General features: G+C 36.9%; 15 protein-coding genes, 4 pseudogenes and 1 riboswitch. Of the genes and pseudogenes, 2 read left to right on the top strand and 17 right to left on the bottom strand.

What is annotated here, in order from left to right; all coding sequences use genetic code 11:
• Positions 1–984: 984 nt before the first annotated feature.
• The 6 genes and pseudogenes from P9E47_RS03830 to P9E47_RS03805 form a co-directional block, all read right to left on the bottom strand.
• On the bottom strand, positions 985–2655 hold the full coding sequence (locus P9E47_RS03830) for a hypothetical protein (RefSeq protein WP_326162625.1): 1671 nt from the start codon (positions 2653–2655) through the stop codon (positions 985–987).
• A gap of 57 nt (positions 2656–2712) precedes the next feature.
• Positions 2713–3642, bottom strand: a complete 930-nt coding sequence (locus P9E47_RS03825; RefSeq protein WP_003332462.1) for an AEC family transporter — start codon at positions 3640–3642, stop codon at positions 2713–2715.
• 34 nt (positions 3643–3676) lie between these two features.
• Positions 3677–3802, bottom strand: coding sequence for a hypothetical protein (locus tag P9E47_RS03820; protein ID WP_268869826.1), 126 nt, complete (start codon positions 3800–3802; stop codon positions 3677–3679).
• Positions 3803–3929: 127 nt separating this feature from the next.
• A complete protein-coding gene (locus P9E47_RS03815; protein ID WP_003332461.1) occupies positions 3930–4802 on the bottom strand; it encodes a LysR family transcriptional regulator in 873 nt (290 codons plus the stop codon).
• Positions 4803–4900: 98 nt separating this feature from the next.
• A pseudogene (locus P9E47_RS03810) lies at positions 4901–5017 on the bottom strand (VOC family protein); the annotation flags it as partial.
• Between the two features lie 20 nt (positions 5018–5037).
• The gene (locus P9E47_RS03805; RefSeq protein ID WP_326162623.1) at positions 5038–5745 is read right to left on the bottom strand and encodes a DNA alkylation repair protein; all 708 of its coding nucleotides are present in this window, start codon (positions 5743–5745) and stop codon (positions 5038–5040) included.
• Positions 5746–5872: 127 nt separating this feature from the next.
• Between P9E47_RS03805 and P9E47_RS03800 the strand changes: the two genes are divergently transcribed.
• The gene (locus P9E47_RS03800) at positions 5873–6040 is read left to right on the top strand and encodes an aspartyl-phosphate phosphatase Spo0E family protein (protein ID WP_003332459.1); all 168 of its coding nucleotides are present in this window, start codon (positions 5873–5875) and stop codon (positions 6038–6040) included.
• A gap of 218 nt (positions 6041–6258) precedes the next feature.
• Here the strand turns inward: P9E47_RS03800 and P9E47_RS03795 are convergent.
• Positions 6259–7167 (bottom strand): annotated as a pseudogene (locus P9E47_RS03795) (PEP/pyruvate-binding domain-containing protein); the annotation flags it as partial.
• A 348-nt stretch (positions 7168–7515) separates the two neighbouring features.
• Here P9E47_RS03795 and P9E47_RS03790 point away from each other — a divergent pair.
• Positions 7516–7710: a YgaP family membrane protein gene (locus P9E47_RS03790; RefSeq protein ID WP_003332456.1), complete on the top strand. Its 195-nt coding sequence runs from the start codon at positions 7516–7518 to the stop codon at positions 7708–7710.
• A gap of 237 nt (positions 7711–7947) precedes the next feature.
• Here the strand turns inward: P9E47_RS03790 and P9E47_RS03785 are convergent, their stop codons facing one another.
• The 10 genes and pseudogenes from P9E47_RS03785 to P9E47_RS03740 all read right to left on the bottom strand — a co-directional run.
• Complete coding sequence (locus P9E47_RS03785; RefSeq protein ID WP_003332455.1) at positions 7948–9279, bottom strand: LLM class flavin-dependent oxidoreductase; 1332 nt, start codon at positions 9277–9279, stop codon at positions 7948–7950.
• 107 nt (positions 9280–9386) lie between these two features.
• Positions 9387–10718: an LLM class flavin-dependent oxidoreductase gene (locus P9E47_RS03780; RefSeq protein WP_003332454.1), complete on the bottom strand. Its 1332-nt coding sequence runs from the start codon at positions 10716–10718 to the stop codon at positions 9387–9389.
• Positions 10719–10757: 39 nt separating this feature from the next.
• Positions 10758–11126: a hypothetical protein gene (locus P9E47_RS03775; protein ID WP_003332453.1), complete on the bottom strand. Its 369-nt coding sequence runs from the start codon at positions 11124–11126 to the stop codon at positions 10758–10760.
• 138 nt (positions 11127–11264) lie between these two features.
• Complete coding sequence (locus P9E47_RS03770; protein ID WP_326162622.1) at positions 11265–12035, bottom strand: ABC transporter permease; 771 nt, start codon at positions 12033–12035, stop codon at positions 11265–11267.
• Positions 12036–12098: 63 nt separating this feature from the next.
• Positions 12099–13211, bottom strand: a complete 1113-nt coding sequence (locus tag P9E47_RS03765; protein ID WP_326162621.1) for an ABC transporter substrate-binding protein — start codon at positions 13209–13211, stop codon at positions 12099–12101.
• A gap of 21 nt (positions 13212–13232) precedes the next feature.
• Positions 13233–14096, bottom strand: a complete 864-nt coding sequence (locus P9E47_RS03760; RefSeq protein WP_003332449.1) for an ABC transporter ATP-binding protein — start codon at positions 14094–14096, stop codon at positions 13233–13235.
• Positions 14097–14115: 19 nt separating this feature from the next.
• A complete protein-coding gene (locus P9E47_RS03755; protein WP_326162620.1) occupies positions 14116–15267 on the bottom strand; it encodes an acyl-CoA dehydrogenase family protein in 1152 nt (383 codons plus the stop codon).
• Positions 15268–15292: 25 nt separating this feature from the next.
• Positions 15293–15438: pseudogene (locus P9E47_RS03750) on the bottom strand (helix-turn-helix domain-containing protein); the annotation flags it as partial.
• Positions 15439–15454: 16 nt separating this feature from the next.
• Positions 15455–16771 carry an O-acetylhomoserine aminocarboxypropyltransferase/cysteine synthase family protein gene (locus tag P9E47_RS03745; RefSeq protein WP_326162619.1) on the bottom strand — a complete coding sequence of 439 codons (1317 nt, stop codon included), beginning with the start codon at positions 16769–16771 and terminating at the stop codon, positions 15455–15457.
• Positions 16772–16989: 218 nt separating this feature from the next.
• A riboswitch (SAM riboswitch) is annotated at positions 16990–17099 on the bottom strand.
• A 486-nt stretch (positions 17100–17585) separates the two neighbouring features.
• A pseudogene (locus tag P9E47_RS03740) lies at positions 17586–18707 on the bottom strand (vitamin B12-dependent ribonucleotide reductase); the annotation flags it as partial.
• Positions 18708–18895 lie beyond the last annotated feature (188 nt).

Here is an 18895-nt window from a genome sequence, read left to right as displayed (position 1 = left end):
GTCCTCCTTTGGTTATGACTTTGAGTTGGGAGTTGCATCGTTAATTAAATCCTAAGCAGAGGGGGATGAAAATAGAACAAAAATCAAAACTTTGGAACCAAAGAAAAAAGAGTTCGATTCATAATCGAACTCCTTTTTCTTGACATTGCAGGTGACCCAACCATTCTTCATCCTAATCAAAAATGCTTACCTTTCAGTTCACATTTTCAACCCCGGATGGGTTTGTAAACACTTCTGATATCATTTTCAAATTACAGTCTCTCAAGCGAAACTGCCAATGGAAGTGTTTTTTTAGGATGTTTTCATTAGCTCCGTGGCTATTTCATTTTCAATCTTGTAAAGATTGGGTACATCCAAAAGCTTTTAAAGCTCATATTCAATTAATTCGGTCCTGAAACTCAACTTGAGTATTCACTTACTCATTTCCATTTACTCCTAAGTAATTTGAATTGTCATCCCCCAAGTATTTTACTTTGTTCAATAGGTTACTTTTCTTAACGATTGCTTTTGTTCATTAATCCGGGTTTTGATTTTAGTTCTTCCTCCTTTCGGTTGAAGCTCTGATCAATTTCCTTCTTTTTGAACTGCCTTCGTTAATTTCGGTTTCCTATTTTACTAAGTATCCTACTGTTTGATGATTCTTCTACTTACTTTTGAAGTTTGTGGATCTTTTCTGTGTTCTCCTATCATTTCAGGGTATTACTTGGTAAATCAGAAAGTTTCTGGTGGATTCACCTACTTTCCTTTTTCCAACAGTAATTCCGAATACTACCTAGTTAACGGAACTAACTAGGATGGTTGAGCCACCTTCAATGTCAATTGGGTTAATAGTTTGTTTTTGTTTGTTTCTTCCTTACATCTATAATATACCATGTTCCTCACCTGTTTAATCAGGGTAATTGTGTCAAATTTTGGAACGTTTTGGATATTATAGATCAGCCTCTAAGAAGTTCTTTTGTCTTCCTAGAGGCTTTCTTAAGTTAGCTATAAACCTTGGATTTCCAAACTGGTTACTGGTAAGAAGATCTCCCCTGTTTCCAAATAGTTGACAATCACCGAATCGCCTTCTTTTAAATAAATAGATAAAGGACTTGTCTCCGATGTGACAATAAAATTTTTACCACCATTTAGTAAAAATGATACGACGGTTAAAGATTCGGTCCGTTCTTTATATACTCTAATAACCGATCCCGCCGTTTGTAGTTGGTTTGCCTTGGAACTTCCATTAACACTACTGCCACCGCGCTGCAAGGCGATTTTATATTGCTTTAAAGCAGCATTCGGGGTACCAGCATAGGCCGATATTTCCGGATTTGCCGCAGAAACAATGAAATAATTTTGCAGAAAACCATTCGTATCCAGTACAGGTGTTAACCAGCTGGCTTCACCATAAAAATTATATAAAATAGGCATTTCGCCCATCCATTCTTTTTCAATAAATTTCTTTTCAATAATCTGTAGGGCTCCCAAGGAATCCATATAGGAATTTTTTTGACTACCTGTATAAAAAGTAGCTTTCCCTGTTCGAGCATTCGTTAGCGAATACCCGAGCATAGAATCCACGTCCTCTTTAGGGCTTGTAAAATCTGTGAAATAATACATAACTCCATTTTCATCAAACACTGGACTTACCTCATCCTCTGTCCCTTCATTAGATGGAAACTTCACATCCTGCTTTCCAAACATACTATTCCAAAATCCGTGAACATATTTACCGTAATAGCTATTTCGCAAACTTACACTTTCCGGTGATACCGCCCCATCAATGAAATCCGGAACCTCAGGTAAAGGAACTTCCTTTGTCTCGCCATTTGTTGGGTCAACCATAATAATCCCCATTGGCGAAAAACCGTTTCTCACTGATATAAAATCCCCATACGTCTGGATGTAGAACGGCTTTCCGTCTTCATCCACCTCAAGTTGTGCTTGACCATAGAAAATATGCCGCGGATATTTCAACCATATATGGCGGTGGACATCTTTATTATAAAAAGACGATGGGGTATACGTCATTGGACTTTCGATGAAGACCGGATTGGCAGCAGAGTCTGTTGCACTTAATCTAAAGTACCCAGGTGTTTCTTTCCCCTTTATCCATTTAAACAAGCCCGAAAATTCAACAGGTGCAATGTATACATAATCACCATTCACCTTTTGAATTTGAAGATCTCCCAATTGGTAATAACTCGTATTAGGAACTTGACCAAACGACTTTTGCATTTTATTTCGTGCATATTGCGGTGGCACACTTGCAGGTGTTTTCGTTTCATCAAAAGCACTAATTTCTGTTTCCACATCCATGTTGGCTTGTTCATATTTTTCTTCTGCATTGAAAAAAGGAGCTGCCAAAACGAACACTCCTATTATTACACTTACAGCAAACAAACCGGATTTTAGCATGCTTTCTGCTCCACTTACTATGTACGCACTAATGAATGTAACCATAATGAATAATGGCCATAACGAAGAAAAATTACGATCATGTAAAGTGACATAATAAAACAGGAAAACACAAGGTAAAAGTATTGCAAATGCAGCAAGAAATATCATTGATCTACTAAAATTCAAGTCTTTCCTGCTCTTGTTCACATAAGGCATGATAATGAGCGCTGAAACGACTGCCACGATGACTGAAAACATTATGAATTGAACCACTAAATCACCCTTTAACGAAAGCCTTTGAATTTATTCCTCTAAGAATAAAATTCCCTATCAGTAAAAAAATATTATTTTTGATAAATATACAACAGTAGTAACTGTGATCATGCTACATAAAGTTGTTAACAAAACAGCTTGTGCAGCATATTCAGGATGATTTCCATATTCTAAGGCAAAAAGGGAGCTATTCCTTGATGTAGGAAATGAACTTGCAATAAACAACGCCTGTGCAATTGTACCTTCTAAACCTAATATTAAAATTGTAACAAACGCAATACAAGGCGCTAATACTAACCTGCCAAGAAGACTTAATACTAATGGAGCGGATAACCTATGGAGTTTTATAAATGCACTCTGTGCTCCAAGAGTAATGAGAGCAATTACTAAAAAACCATTTGATGTATTTTCTATTGGTGTCCAAATAAATTCTGGAATTTTTATTGATGTCGCTTGAAGAAAAATTCCTAACAAAAAGGCGTAAAACACAGGATTCTTTAGGAATATCTTTATCGCTTGGGATCCTTTTCTACCAACAGATACAGTATTAAATAATCCGTAAGTATAGGTGAGGAGGTTTTGAAAAATCATTACAACAATTTGAACAGATAAACCTAACGGATTGTGCTGAAAAACAAGTTGGCTCACAGGTAGTCCAAAATTTCCGGAGTTTATTAATACAACACTATTTTTAAAGGTGGCAGATAACCCGTTCTCAAATTTATATAATTTAGAAATACCTACGCTTACACAAATCAAAAACAGAGTTTGTAAAGCAAGAAAGCTAATAATATACAAGAGTGTATTTCCACCTATTTTACTCTCATATATATTGGTAAAACAAACTGCTGGCATTAGTAAGTAATTATTTAATTTAGACAACGTTCCCATATCTAACGTGTATTTTCGATGGAGTAATGCACCGACCCCTATTAGTAAAAAAACAGGAAAAATAACTTTAATTAAAATAAGAAATAAAATCTCCATGAATTCCTCCCAGATATTTATTTTACTATAGTCCTTAAAAATCTAGTATCTGGATAAAGCCCTGATAGTCATTCTTATATTTAATCGTGAATGTCACATCAAAATTTTTTCCTTCATACGTCTTAATCATTATTTCCAGCACTCTTGATAATTCCTCCACTTTATCTCCCCCTCAGCAATTTAATTATAAGAAGCCTAGAAACTTTATTAAAATACAAATAAGCTATCGAGAGTCATTCGAAAAATGAATACACAAAAAAAGCACAGGTAATGAGCCTATGCTTTGACTAAATATCGTTTTTAAAATCCAATTTTTTAACAACTTCTACAAACTCTTTAACTACTTTTAGTTCAAGTGATTCCTGATGATATAGCATCCACGTTTTCCTAACAAGTGGTTTTCCTTTTTCATTTTGTAAATTAATATGATACAAACTTGAATGATCCTCTATGAGTACGCTAGGAAGAATCCCATACCCTAAACCATTTACTACCATTTCTTTGCATGTATCTGCTTTATCAACTTCCATCCCAATCAAGGGAGGTTCAGAAAATGTTCTAGTCCACCAATTATCGATTAATGATTTTAACGTGGGATCGGTATGATATTGTATTCTAGGCATGGACGGTAAATCCTGAAGCTCGATTTTTTCTTTTGAAGTGATACAGATGTTTTCTTCAAAAAGAAGATGCTTAGCCTCTCCCCATTGATAATCCCCTCTCACAATTCCAATGTGAACTTCACGATTATAAACATGATCAAAAACTTCACAACTCCATCCTGTTGTAACTTTATAGTTTACTTTTGGAAACTGTTCACGAAATAGTTTTAAAAGACCTGGCAACTTATGTCTCGTAATGTAATTAGAGACTCCCAATCTTAACGTCCCGCTTATCTCATCACCCATGTTTTGGACTGTTTCTTTAATTTGACGAAGACGACCAAGCATTTCATCTGCACACTTCACCAAATATTCACCCTGTGGTGTAAATTGGACTCCTTTGGCTCCTCTACTAATAATGGCTTGATCGTATTCCTTTTCTATCTGTTGGATTCTCTTCGTTAACGAGGGTTGAGAAATATATAAACTTTGCGCTGTTTTCGTAATGTTCTTTTTTTCATATAAAACTTTTAATATTTGCCAATCACGTTCATCCATACTTTTCTCACCCTTAGCTCCCTCTAATTACTTTTTTAAAATTTTTCTTGTGCTTCTTTCGTTAAATTCCACATAAAATCACCTCAAAATTTCGTCAATTAGTTCCTCTGGGCGATCTGAATAAGATTCCCACATGTATCGTCGAAGACAGCTATTGTGACTTCCCCCATTTCTGTCGGCTCCATAGTAAACTTCATACCATGTTTCCTTACTCTTATTATGCTTCAAACTGATTTTAACATCTTACATATTTCCGTTTGAAACCAAGCTTCCCTCTATCCATTTCTTTTTGAATACTTTCGGAAGCATTTAGAAAACTGCTTTTTTTCTTGTCCCGTTTGACTTCCACTGTACCTACTTCCATTGCGATCTCGACTGCCTTTTCATGTAGCGGCAAATATGATATCCCTACGGTGTATAAAAAATTATTCATAGCGGATTTCGTCCGTTCTGGCGATTCATGAATCGTATTTTTCACAATATCAAGCATATCGGAAATCTTGCTCCCCGAAAATTCATGATCTTTTCGATTCCCTAAAAGCCAGCAATAGCAACTCCATCCTGCTGACATTCTCAGCTCATTACCGCTTGCAATCCATTTATCAGCAACGTTTTGTGCAATATCTGACTCTGATAAAGTTACTGCCACCACATAATCGGACAGCATATAAAAATACGCTGCATCCATCCAACGATCAAAATCTGATTCAGTCATCACTTTTGGGTCTGCAATAATGCCTGCAAAATACATTGCATCGTAGTTACCTGTGGCATAAAGCTCTTCAGCTAAAGTTTGATTGATTTTTATTTTCTTTGCGATTGGTTTCATAGCACCTGTTGCCACGCCAAAAAGCGGCTCGTGCGCACCATTGGATATGTATATTTTTTTAGTTCGTTCCTTACCTAGTGCTTCAAGCTCCTGCATCACTGTTTCGAAATCCATACTAATACACTTCCTTCAATCATATTGATACCTTACTAGTTTTGGTCATATTGGTCATAAAAACCATCTTCCATTTACATCCTAGAAATGGTATTTTATTAACAGTTTCTATTAAGGAGTAAAGACTATGAATACTATTAATAGTTTAGCTGAGTTGGAAAAACAAATAGATGAACTGAGAAAATCCATGATTGATATAGGTACTAAAAAAGGGTTAGCTCATTCTGATACTGTAAAAATAAGCACTGAACTTGATAAAAAATTAAATATTTACCGTAAAATGGTAAGTCATTAAGAAACATACACCGCTCTAGTAACCACTGAAGCGGTGCTACTATTAACTCTGAGTGTATTCAGCAATTACAATATTTCGATATATCCTTCAGTTCCATGCACGCGAATTCGTTGCCCATCTTTTAGATCAGCATCTTTCATGTTTAAGATGACACGTGCTCTTCCCTCTATAACTCCAGAAGAAACAGGTAGACCTACAATAGCCTCAGCTGGGAGATTTTCTCGTTTATACTCATTGGACGCCATACCTTTATTGTTACTGGGACTCAGTTCTTTTTTATCATTCGGTAACGATTTTATAAGGTCTCTCCGCTCTATTATGGTCGTAAGTGCGTCTTTTATGAGTGGATCGGACCCGCCCAGGGTATTTAATAAAATTTCTCTATTTTCGAGTGTAGACAATTGATTTGTTACATCAACAAACAACCTTCCACCAGCTTTGCGCATGGGTGCAAAAGTCATTAACAGGAAAAAAGACAATCCGAGCGGCTTCATGGGGTCAGTCATCATTTGTTGGTGGCCGACAGAAACGTAAACATGATTTTCTTGGGTCTCAGCTTCAGGGATGGGATATAAGGTCGTAATTGGCCGACTCTGGACAATATAAAATGTCTCATCAACTCCATTTTGCATGCGGTAAATTACCGCGCGATCCGTAAATAGGGAAGCCCAACATTTGCTGATATGCTGCAAGATTGCTTCTTTACCGATGATATTTAAATAGCTGTCTTGTTGACCAGCAAAAGAAGCATGTGGTAAATCTTCAGCAGTCGCACTGGAACGAACTGCATAAGCATGTTGATCACCAAGCTGGGAGAGATAATGAGTAACTGCTGTTACAACATCGGAAGGAATTTCTACTTCCATAATGGCTCGTCAAATCTTCCCGCAAATTTCACCAATTTGATCTCGATCTTCTACTTTTAGCATTGTTAGTCGATCCAACAAGTTATGATACGTTTCGTTTTGTTCGATCGCTTTTTGATATCCCGTTATTGTAATACAAAATCCTTCTGGCACTTGTATTCCTTCAATTTTTGATAATTTTCCTAAGTTTAACCCTTTTCCACCAACGAGCCAAGCTTGAGTTTTTTCTATTTCCTGAAAGCCGAGAACCAAGGAACTCATTCTACATCTCTCCTAACCATTCATGTTCTATTGATTTTAGCAGTAGTAAAGGAGAACAAAAAGTCTATTTTGACCATTTTTTAAATGCTATAATTAAATTAGGAAGAGGCCCCATTTGTTGAAAAACGAAATATTCAGATGTCTGTTAGTTAATTGTTACAAAGAAAATAACCGTTTGACCTTCTATATCATTCATTTATCCCTTTTATTATGGCTTTATCTAATAGCTAATATTATCAATGAGGAGAGAATCCACGAAAAAATTTTCAAAATTCTGTAACATCTCCCAGGCTCTTCTTAAGATGAAATAAGCTATACTATAAAAAAAGAAATGGGGTATGGGGTATTATGAAGATCAATGTTGGCAAGTCAGACCGCATCATTCGTATCATTTTAGCACTTGTGTTATTTTCATTATTCTTCTTTTTAGAAGGCAATTTAAAATACTTAGCACTTATCGGCATCATTCCACTAGTAACTGCATTTATTAAATTCTGTCCACTATATACGCTTTTTGGTATAAGTACTTGCAAAATAAAATAGAAAAATAGGCTGATGCTTTGTAGTTCTGTTCATGAAAGGAAAATGAGAAAATAAAGTAGGTTTAGCAGACGTTTAAACGTCTGCTTTTTTATTTTAAAAAATATATAGGTAGACACGACATCGAATAATTTATAATATTAGTTGTAAATCTTCACCATGTATTTTATATCTAGTTTAGTGCCTTTTCACCTTTGTATTAGCTTTCTGTAAAGGTTAAACACTGTTTTCTTACTTCCTTCACAGCTGTTGAATTGGCTTTTTAGCATATCGATTTTCTGGAATTTCTAAACCTAAGTTTCCTCTTAAAGTATCATGCTCATACTCCGTTCTATATAATCCACGTTCTTGTAGAATTGGCACCACCCTGTCTACGAATTCAGGAAGTCCCTTTGGTGTTGCAGCCCCAATGATAAATCCATCAGTAGCCTCTTCTTCAAACCATTTCTGGATGAGATCAGCTACTTTTTCGGGAGTACCAACAAATTCTCCTTTCGGTGTTGCAAAGTCAAGAGCAACTTGACGTAATGTTAAATTTTGTTCTTTAGCTTTTCTTTTAATGATGTCTGACATACCTTGATGACTATTGCTTCCTAAATCACCTGTATCTGGGAATGGTTCATCCAGTGGATATTGAGTGAAATCATGATCATCAAATGGTCTACCTAATGCATGTAGAGCTTTATCAATGGTGACAAGGTTTGCAATTTCTTGATACTTCCGGTCAGCTTCTTCTTGCGTATCGCCAATAATCGGAATAATTCCAGGCAATAGGGAAATATTGTTAGGATTTCTTCCAAACACGCGTGCTCTTCTTTTCAAATCAGCAAAGTATTCTTTCAAATCTTCAAAATTTCCATCGCCCGCAAAAATCACATCTGCATTTTTTGCAGAAAAATTTCTTCCTTCTTCTGATTTTCCTGCTTGAAAAATAACAGGTTGACCTTGTTTGGAACGGGCAATATTTAATGGACCTTTAACATGGAAAAATTCACCTTCATGGTTTAAAGTATGCAACTTCCCTTTATCAAAAAAGACCCCTGACTCTTTTTCATAAACAAAAGCATCATCTTCCCATGAATCCCATAGCCCTTTAGCTACTTCCAAGTACTCCTGTGCCATTTTATAACGTACATTGTGCGTTGGGTGAGGTTTCTGATTGTAATTGTCAGAAGTTCCCGAAAGCCATGATGTTACCACATTCCAACCGGCTCTGCCATGACTAATATGGTCAAGAGAGGCAAGTTGTCTAGCAACAGTGTAAGGCTCACTGTAACTTGTGGTAATGGTTGCCACTAACCCTATATTGTTAGTTACTGCAGCCAGAGCAGACAAAATCGTGACCGGTTCAAATCTATTCAAATAATGTGGACTAGAATTTTCATTGATTGAAACACTGTCCGCAATAAAAACAAAATCTAATTTTCCTTCTTCTGCTTTTTGAGCCTGCTTCCTATAGAATTCAAAATTGGTACTTGCATTTGGCAAGGAGTCTGGATGCCTCCAGTCTCCCCAGCCTCCTCCAACACCGTGTATCCAAGCTCCCAGTTTTAGTTTTCTTTCATTTGCCATTTTAACTCCTCCTTAATTTTTTAAATTATTTCATAATCGACAATAATTAATTATTCGCATTTGAATACTTGGTTATTAAGATCATACTATTAGCATTTCAGATAAACCTAAACCTCTACACCTTTTCGAGCATATCGATATTCTGGCTCCCGCAACCCGAGATTCTCCCTTAAAGTGGCACCTTCATATTCTTCTCTAAATAATCCTCTTTTCTGAAGCTCAGGAACAACTAATTCTACAAAATCTCTAAGGCTATCAGGGAAGTATGGAAGCATGAGGTTGAATCCGTCACAAGCTTTATTTACAAACCATTCTTCTAATTGGTCCGCGATTTGCTGTGGATTTCCAAAAATAATTCGATGTCCTCTAGATCCAGCTACATGTATTGATAATTCTCTAATCGTCATATTTTCTCTATCAGCAAGCTCGATTAATAGCTTTCGTCTACTCTGATTCATGTTTGTCTCAGGAATATCTGATGGCAATGGACCGTCCAATGGATAAGGTGATAAGTCAAAGTCCCCTAAGTACTCAGAAAGTATTTGCAATCCCACTTCCGGAGTAATTAATTTTTGAAGATCACTATATTTATTTTCAGCCTCTTCTTCTGTTCGCCCTGTGTAAATCGCTAGTCCTGGCATAATTTTTATTTCTTCTGGAGATCGGCCAAATTGACTAGCTTTTTCCTTTACCTTTTTGTAAAAGGCCTGTGCACCTTCAAGCGTTTGCTGTGCTGTAAAAATCACATCTGCTGTTTTTGCAGCTAAGCTTATTCCCTCTTCAGATGATCCAGCTTGAACGATAACAGGTCTTCCTTGTGGTGAACGGGATGAATTTAATGGACCTTCCACTGAGAAAAATTCACCTTGATGATGTAATGAGTGCAGCTTGCTTTCATCAAAGTATTGCCCTGAATCCTTATCACACAGGACTGCCCCCTCTTCCCAGCTATCCCACAAACCTTTTACCACTTCTACAAATTCCTCAGCCCTCTTGTATCGGATACTGTGATCGAGATGCTGTTTTGCATTAAAATTTCTTGCCTCCGTTTGGTAATAGGACGTAACCACATTCCACGCTGATCTTCCTCCACTTAAATGATCTAGCGATAAAAATTTTCTAGCAATGTGAAATGGCTCATTATAAGTTGTGGTCGCGGTTGCAGCCAAACCAATATGGCTGGTTACAACTGACAAAGCTCCTAATAAGGTGAGTGGTTCAAATCTGACAAGCTCTGCTGGATGCGAATGTTTGTCAAAAGATAATCCGTCACTTAAGAAAAGCATATCTAACTTTCCCTTTTCAGCTATCCTAGCAATCTCTTGAAAAAAGGCAAAGCTTTCAGCAGATTTTGCTGGGATATTCGCATGTCTCCATGAAGCGATATGATGACCTGTTCCCATTAAGAAGAGACCTAATTTCATTTTTCCTTGACCCATGTGTTTACACTCCTTCTAAATATCCAAATCAATCCTCTTTTATAGGATAAAACTAGGTGCAATCTCATTACGTGGAAGTACTCCTTTAGAATCTATCCTCTTTTGATCTACTTGTTCTTTAAACTGACTAAAAAAAAGACCTAATGGTAAATGAAAAAACTTGATTTGATCTTCAATTGCCTTTTCATATGACAATTCGCAAAAGGTTTGGGGTGGGGCTGCAAACGCAGTGGCACCTTTTTGTTCTACAAATTTTAGAGTAGACCCCCTACGCCCCTCTTCCAATGCAAGAGCAGGGTTTGGGAATTCTTGATATTCATTTGTTTCTGTATCGTAAATCCGAATTTTTTCTCCCTCTACAATTGGTACGATTTTTTCGTCCTTATCTATTACAATAGCTATGATCATATTAAATTCCCTCTTTTCTTTATATTTTTATGGTTTTATTAATTCGATGCCTTCCTTTTGTCTCAAGGTAAAATCGGGTGAGAGATGACCGATTTCTACTATATACATGCTTTTCCTCCTAGTATCTTCCGCCATTCCTCAATCCGAATCGGTCTTTAAATTTGTCCAAAATAGAATCCGTTTTTTCAATTGCTCGAATAACAATAGTGCAATCAAAATCACCGCACTATTATAAATCATTCCTGCAATCACATAATCATATTGAGCAAAATCTGAATAATATTGAATGAAATAACCCATTCCTGATTCAGCACCAAACATTTCAGCCATTGTTAAAATGAAGAAAGACAAGGTCAATGAAGTACCTGCCCCACTTAAAATATAAGGTGAAGCTGCAGGGACGATTACTTTAAATAAAAAGTCATATCCTTTAAGGCCTAAAGTCTTAGCATTATCCAGGTACTGCTTTTCGATAATTAATACTCCTTGAATTGCCCCTAAAAAGATGGGCCAAAAAGAGCCAAGAAAAATCAAAAAGATAGATGCACTTTGAAACGATGGCAATAACGCAATCGCATAAGGAATAAATAATGTTGGTGGTAGCGGACTTAGCATGTGTACATAAGGCATTAATATCTTGCGAACCGTATTATTTAACCCAAAGAATATTCCCCCACTTATTCCTAAAACTACGGATGCGACGTAAGCCGGAACCAATAGCTTCATCGAACTAACAAATCCTTGCAATAATTCTTCTCCCGATCTCGTAAAGACTCCGAAAATCTCCCCAAAGTCTGGGAATATCACAGGATTCAAAAAACTAGCTTTTGTCGTCATTAGCTGCCATCCAATGATAGTAGCCGCTCCGATTAATATCGTAATCCAATATTGCCTTGCAAATTTGAACATAAACAAATTCCCCCCCCTTTGGTTAAAGATAAGCATGTTCGAGAATTTAAACAAAGATCCTACTTACGCACCTTCGTTTTCATTTTGCTTATTAAATTTATCTAATTGATCTTTAAAATACTGATCTTCTGGATACTCTTCAATCAATTCATTTAATGCCCGTTCATAAAGGTCGATATTTATATATTTGTTAATATTAATTTCATCCGCATTTTCAATATAGCCAATTGATTTCATTTGCTCCCACATTTTCTTTACTTCGTGGCTGTTTGGATCAGATGAATAGTGGGCATGTGGTTCATTTACAATCGAATTTACTGTTTCATCATCCAATTTTAAATGTGTCTTTGCAGCCTCAACGGCTACTTTTGGATCTTCATTTTTAACTTGTTCTGCACGGATTAGTGCTTTTAAGAAACGTTTGTATGCTTCGCCTTTATCTTCTGTTAATAAATCGGTACGTGTTACCACTCGACAGCAAACATGCGTTGGATTTAAATCATTACTCCAACCAACTACAGCTAAGCCTGCCTTTTGTGCTTGTAAATATTGTGAACCAGCTGATACAGCCACATCAACTTTTCCGCTAGTGAGGGCTTGAAGCAAATCCCCCCCTGTTTTAAACTCTACAATATCAACATCCTTCTCCCAATCAATTCCCGCATCTGTTAGCGCTGTACGAAATACAATATCAGACGTAAACATGCGAATCGTTCCTATTTTTTTTCCTTTGTAATCTTCTAACGTTTTATATTTATTTTTATCTTTTTCCTGAACTAAGATTGGATGTCCACCCTCTAAATGACCTCCAATAACGGAAAAGTCTGATCCATTTGCAATAAAAGTTAACGGAGCTGCCGTACCAAATGTTAAGCCGATATCAATTTTGCCTGCCTGTAGTCCATTTAATCCATCTGCTGATGAAGCAAACCCAACCCCTTCTACCTTTAGATTTTCATCTTCAAAGAATCCTTCATGTTTTGCAATATCGAATAAAGGTGCACCTTGTGACTGTCCATATCCTACTGTTAATTCATAAGTTTTCTCTTCATTTCCCTCTGTGGAACTAGCTTTTTCAGCCTTGTTCCCTACTCCACAACCTGCTAGTACCACTGCGGCAGTTAAAGCAGCCAGGGCCTTTTTAGTTTTTACCTTGAATAAATTTTTCAATTTCATTTCCTCCCAAAAGATATTTATTTAGATTCCTTCTCCATCTAGTCCCACCTCATGCTGTTCTTCTAAGTTATCAATTAAGCCTTGGTTCATGATGTTTAGAATATGTTCTCGAAATCTAGTAAACTCTCTGCTTGCCAACATTTTTTTTCGATTTCTTGGCTTCTTAAATGGAACATCAACACTCGTTGTGTACGTACCAGCTGAGCCAACTGAAAACATTACAATTCGATCTGCTAAATAAATGGCTTCATCTGCATCGTGAGTGACAAACACAATCGTTTTCTTTTGATCACGGTTAATCTCTAATAATAAATCTTGTAAATAAATGCGAGTAAGTGGATCCAATGCTCCAAAAGGTTCATCCATCAGCATTAAGTCAGAACCAAATGCTAATGCTCGAGCAATGGCCGCCCTTTGTTTCATTCCTCCAGACATTTGACCAGGATACTTCTTAATCGAAAGACCTAATTGAACAAGTTCTAAGTACTCCCCGGCCAAATGCTGCAGTTCTTTTTTCGTTTTCTTTCCTTTAAATTTTTGTTTTAGTGCGAGAACGATGTTTTCCTTTGCCGATAACCAAGGAAATAATGAGTAATCTTGAAAAACAACCCCGCAATCAGGAGCCTTTTGTGTTGACGAAACACCATTTACGATGATATCGCCTTTTTGGGGTTGTTCTAGGCCAGCTATCAATCTTAACAATGTACTTTTTCCACAGCCACTCGGACCCATTAATACTAAGAATTCCTCTTCTTTCACATCAAGCTCAATATTTTTTAAAATTTCGACACCTTGATAACTAAAATGGATTGACTTCGCTTCAATTTTGTTCTTTACCATTTCAAATTGAAGTCTTTGCTTTTGCAACTCGATAGCCTGAGCCATTCATTTTCCTCCTTCTGTTCTATTTGTGCAAAACCCACTCTCCCAATTGTTGAATAACATTGTCAATAGAATAATGTAGCGTCATCGTTCGCATATTACGCCAATACCGATCAAAACGATATTGATTGGCTGTAGCACGGCTCCCCATTACTTCAAACATACGAGATGTTAGTTCCAGACCTGCATTTGTTGTAAAAGCTTTCGCTGTGTAGACCGCTTGATTTAATTCCAATCTTTCCTCTTCTGTAATGGCTTCACCCTTATTCCATAATCGCTCGAATAGAGTATCTGTCTTTTCAACAAGTAGTTTGGAAGCCTCTAATTGTACATAGAATTCACCATAATGTCTTTGGATAATGGGATCACCAGTTACCGAATCATTATTTGGAGTACGTATTCTTTTTTTTGTTTTTGTGTACTTTTTCGCAGCTTCCAAGGCTCCTTCCATAATTCCAAGAAAAACATGATTCAAGATAAAATGAGAGATATTAAGCCTCAATTTTGCAAACTCACTAGAATCCAATCCATTTTGAAGCACTTCTTCTTTCTTAACAATCACATTTGTAAATGTAATCGTTCCACTGTCAGTTTGCCTTTGACCAAAATTATCCCAATCTTCATTAACAGTGATTCCTTGACGGTTTGTAGGAATAATCGCTATAAACTGTTGGTGATCTTGATTTTCATAAAGTGCTGAGACGATTAAATAATCTGAATCGACACTTCCTGTACAAAAGGTTTTCACCCCGTTCAAGACAAAGTTTCCTTTCTCCTTACGTGCATAGAGCTTCATATCAATAGGATTAAAAGCATTCCCCCAGAACAAATTTTTCTCGGCTGTTTCACTAAAGTAGAATTCTTGCTGTTCCTTGTTTCCCCATAGATGTGCAGTGATTAAGTTCACAAAATGATAACCATAAACATGTGCTAATGAACTATCATACTTTGCAAATAACCTAACGATCTGCACAACGTCCGTCCAACTCTCCCCCCATCCACCAAATTGTTTTGGAATAAGCACTTTAAGTAACCCACTTTCACGAATCAAATCTCGCTCTAGTTTCGGATTTCCACCTTTTAAATCCCTATCAGCTGCATTTTCATAAAATATTATGGCAAGGTTCTCCGCAATCTCTTTGCTTGATTTCCCCGAAACTGTTTGTATTGCCATTTTTTATCCTCCTCACTCAGTGGTTTTTAATTAGAGTCACACCTAAATAGGACCTAAATTTTTGATATGAGTTGTCACGGTAGATTGGGCATAATTGAGTTCTTCCGCCGCACGCTGAAAGTTTCCATACTTCATGATCGTCTTAAATGTCTTTATACTTTTTAAGCCCATTTCTCACACCCCCTATTTACTTGTGGGTGCCAGTGACTCGACTACTAATTTGCAACGCTTGTTCAATATCCGCAAGGATATCCCTTACATCCTCTAATCCAATCGATATTCGAATCAGCTCTTGAGTAACTCCCGCTTGTAACAGTTGCTCAGGGGATAATCTTGAATGCGTAGTACTTGCAGGGTGAATAATCAGCGTTTTTGAATCCCCTACATTTGCAAGATGGGAAAGTAGCTTTAAAGAATTAATAAAGATTTTCGCCACTTCCAAACCACCTTTTATGCCAAAAGTAAAGATCGATCCAACCCCATTTGGAAAATATTTCATTGCCAACTCATATTGAGAATTGTTTAAAAGATTTGGATAGTTTACCCACTCCACTAACTCGTGTTTGGATAAATATTGGGCAACTGCTTGGGCATTCTTAACATGCTGATTCATTCGTACAGACAATGACTCCAGCCCTTGAATAAACAGCCAGCTGTTAAAAGGTGAAAGAGTCGCCCCCAAATCATGCCCAAGCTCAAACCTAGCTTTTGCAATAAAGGCCTTTTCATTTGCCACTTCAACGAAAGAACGATGATTTAAAGTAGGTTTTGATTTTGTAAAGTCTGGGAATCTATCATTGTCCCATGAGAATTTTCCAGCATCTATAATAGCTCCACCAATTGAAGTTCCATGGCCGCCAATAAACTTTGTAGTAGAATGAATAACAATATCTGCTCCATAGTCAATTGGTCTTAATAGAACTGGAGTAGCAAACGTATTATCGACTACCAACGGGAGACCATGCCTATGTGCAATTTCACTCAACTTCTCCAAATCGGCAATTTCTAAATTTGGATTGCCGATTGATTCAGTAAAGATTGCTTTCGTCTTTTCATTTATGCTTTGTTCGATTTCCTTAAAATTTCTCCCATCAATAAAATGAACCGTAACGCCAAAATTACGAAATGTTTCAGAGAATAGGGCATATGTACCTCCATACAAAGCGCTTGTCGCAACAATTTCATCACCTACTTTAGCTAACGTAAGCAAACCGATGGTCACTGCTGCCTGACCTGATGCCACGGCAAAAGCCCCTACTCCCCCCTCAAGCTGTGCTAACCTTTCTTCAAGAACGGTGTTTGTTGGATTAGCATTTCTTGAATAGATGTACCCTTCCCCTTGCATCTTAAAAAGGGATGCTGCATGGTCTGTATCATCAAACACATATGATGTAGTTTGAAAGATCGGAACTGCTCTTGATCGTGTATTCGGATCAGGTTTTTGTCCCCCATGAAGAGCCACTGTATTAAATCTAAAATCTTTCGTGTGAACATTTTTAGTCATTTTCTCATTCTCCTTTGTCTATTTTTATTAGGTTATAAAAGCTTTCAAGTCTGCCTCTCCCCCTCCTCTTTTACAAAAAAAAAAGACAGCGTTCCCCAATACTGGTGAAAAGCTGCCTTTAGATGTCTAATCGGCTTGCAACAAAATTTAATTATAAAAAATCAAAAAACCTCTTCCTGTAAATAAGAAGAGGTTAAGAACTCAATAGTCCCATTCTCCTCTTATCTTCCAAGCATTAAACATGCTTGCAGGAATTAGCACAGTACTTTTAAAAAAGTCTGTTGCCGAAGCTTCATAGGGCCAGTCCCTCCGCTTCTCTAGATAAGAAAATAGAAATATATTTATTTTTTATAATTTAATATACTTAGTTAATTTTTATTTATTTAAAGTTATCAAAGTTGGAGATTAATGTCAATCGTTTTTTTTGTACCTGTCACTTGTCGAAGTTTTATAGATTTTGCAGAAGAAAGACAGGTTGCAAAATATAAACTTATGAGAATAAATGATGTCATACAGCGTACAAATTTAAATCCCATTTGCGCTTAGACATTCATTTCCTCACCTTTCCCTTTTCATATTGGTATTTCTTATAGCATTTATATAAGAATGACACTCTGAAGTTCTTAATATTTTTTCTTTAGCAATTTTTATAATATTTTTTTCATTCTAATCTAAATCTTTCACCCAAGTACCTCTTAGCATTTCTCCCTCCTTTTTTTGAAAAGACGAAAAATAACCTCTTTAGTAAAGAATACCAAAGAGGTTATTTTTTATCAGACTTTATTTCAAAGCAACATCAAATTTCTCGAGTTTTTTATAAACCACACTTAAGCTGTGCGCCACAGTTTGTACATGTGTTACATCCGCCGATTTCTTTTACTTTACCTTTACGGCAAACTGGACAAGTATTTCCTACTTCATTTCCGATTGTTACGTCTGTGGAACGAAGGTCACTGATTGTATCAACTAGTACGACACGTGGTTGCTCATGTGGTACTTTATCGAATTCAACATCATCCAAACTGTTTTCTTCAGCTTTAAGGGTTAATACTTGAGCGTCGCGGCTGCCGTCAACATACACTGTTCCGCCTTTAGCTCCGCCTTTGTATAATCTTTCATATACTTTTTCAACTTGCTCAACTGAATAGCCTTTAGGAGCATTCACTGTTTTACTTATTGAACTATCTACCCAACGCTGAATTACACATTGTACATCGGCATGTGCTTCAGCTTTTAAATCCATTGCAGAAATAAACCATTTCGGAAGGTTCTCTGGATCTGTTTCTGGGTGATTATTTAAATATTCTTGAAGGATATCAGCCTTTACTTCAATAAACTTACCTAAGCGACCGCTTCGGTAGTATGAGAATGAGAAGTAAGGTTCAAGTCCTGTGGAAACGCCAACCATTGTCCCAGTGCTGCCTGTAGGAGCAACAGTCAGTAAATGAGAATTTCTAATACCATATTCTAAGATTTGTTGACGGATTGCTTCAGGCATTTTCTGCATATAGCCTGTTTCCGTAAATGCTTTTCTTAGACGATTTGTATCTGCTTCAGTTTCGCCAACTAGGAATGGGAAGCTTCCTTTTTCTTTTGCTAGTTCCACTGATGCCTGATAAGCTTCGGTTGCAATCGCCTCAAATATTTTGTCAACTAGCTCGTTTCCTTCTGGAGAGCCATATTCTGTTTCACAATAAATTAAGAGGTCATGCAAGCCCATAACACCTAGACCAACACGGCGTTCTCCCAAAGCTTGTTTTTTGTTTTGCTCTAGGAAATATGGTGTTGCGTTAATAACATTATCCTGCATTCTGACACCAGTGCGGACTGTTTTTCTAAGTTTGTCAAAATCTACGACTTTATTTTTCTTGTCTGCCATTTGACCAAGGTTAACTGCAGCCAAGTTACATACACTGTATGGTGCGAGAGGTTGTTCCAGTTGTTATCTCAAGGACTTTTTATTCCTTGATTCTTACACTTCTTTGTTCGTGTAAGTTCAGCATATCTTTTCACTAATAATGTAGACATTAGTGTTGCGGCCTCGTGGATGGATTATATTCTCCTATTAGAGGTTCACCATCTATGCGTTGCCCCTGACTATAGTTTTAACTTTAGCCTTCGGTT

It is taken from the genome of Schinkia azotoformans (assembly GCF_035811335.1).
Lineage (GTDB): Bacteria > Bacillota > Bacilli > Bacillales > Bacillaceae_J > Schinkia > Schinkia azotoformans.
This window is presented reverse-complemented; position numbering and strand designations above follow the sequence as displayed.

What these genes read in the sequence shown, in the direction of transcription:
- P9E47_RS03825 (WP_003332462.1), bottom strand. Translation starts at nt 3,642, where the DNA reads ATGGAGATTTTATTTCTTATTTTAATTAAAGTTATTTTTCCTGTTTTT.
- P9E47_RS03815 (WP_003332461.1), bottom strand. Translation starts at nt 4,802, where the DNA reads ATGGATGAACGTGATTGGCAAATATTAAAAGTTTTATATGAAAAAAAG.
- P9E47_RS03805 (WP_326162623.1), bottom strand. Translation starts at nt 5,745, where the DNA reads ATGGATTTCGAAACAGTGATGCAGGAGCTTGAAGCACTAGGTAAGGAA.
- P9E47_RS03800 (WP_003332459.1), top strand. Translation starts at nt 5,873, where the DNA reads ATGAATACTATTAATAGTTTAGCTGAGTTGGAAAAACAAATAGATGAA.
- P9E47_RS03790 (WP_003332456.1), top strand. Translation starts at nt 7,516, where the DNA reads ATGAAGATCAATGTTGGCAAGTCAGACCGCATCATTCGTATCATTTTA.
- P9E47_RS03785 (WP_003332455.1), bottom strand. Translation starts at nt 9,279, where the DNA reads ATGGCAAATGAAAGAAAACTAAAACTGGGAGCTTGGATACACGGTGTT.
- P9E47_RS03780 (WP_003332454.1), bottom strand. Translation starts at nt 10,718, where the DNA reads ATGGGTCAAGGAAAAATGAAATTAGGTCTCTTCTTAATGGGAACAGGT.
- P9E47_RS03775 (WP_003332453.1), bottom strand. Translation starts at nt 11,126, where the DNA reads ATGATCATAGCTATTGTAATAGATAAGGACGAAAAAATCGTACCAATT.
- P9E47_RS03770 (WP_326162622.1), bottom strand. Translation starts at nt 12,035, where the DNA reads ATGTTCAAATTTGCAAGGCAATATTGGATTACGATATTAATCGGAGCG.
- P9E47_RS03765 (WP_326162621.1), bottom strand. Translation starts at nt 13,211, where the DNA reads ATGAAATTGAAAAATTTATTCAAGGTAAAAACTAAAAAGGCCCTGGCT.
- P9E47_RS03760 (WP_003332449.1), bottom strand. Translation starts at nt 14,096, where the DNA reads ATGGCTCAGGCTATCGAGTTGCAAAAGCAAAGACTTCAATTTGAAATG.
- P9E47_RS03755 (WP_326162620.1), bottom strand. Translation starts at nt 15,267, where the DNA reads ATGGCAATACAAACAGTTTCGGGGAAATCAAGCAAAGAGATTGCGGAG.
- P9E47_RS03745 (WP_326162619.1), bottom strand. Translation starts at nt 16,771, where the DNA reads ATGACTAAAAATGTTCACACGAAAGATTTTAGATTTAATACAGTGGCT.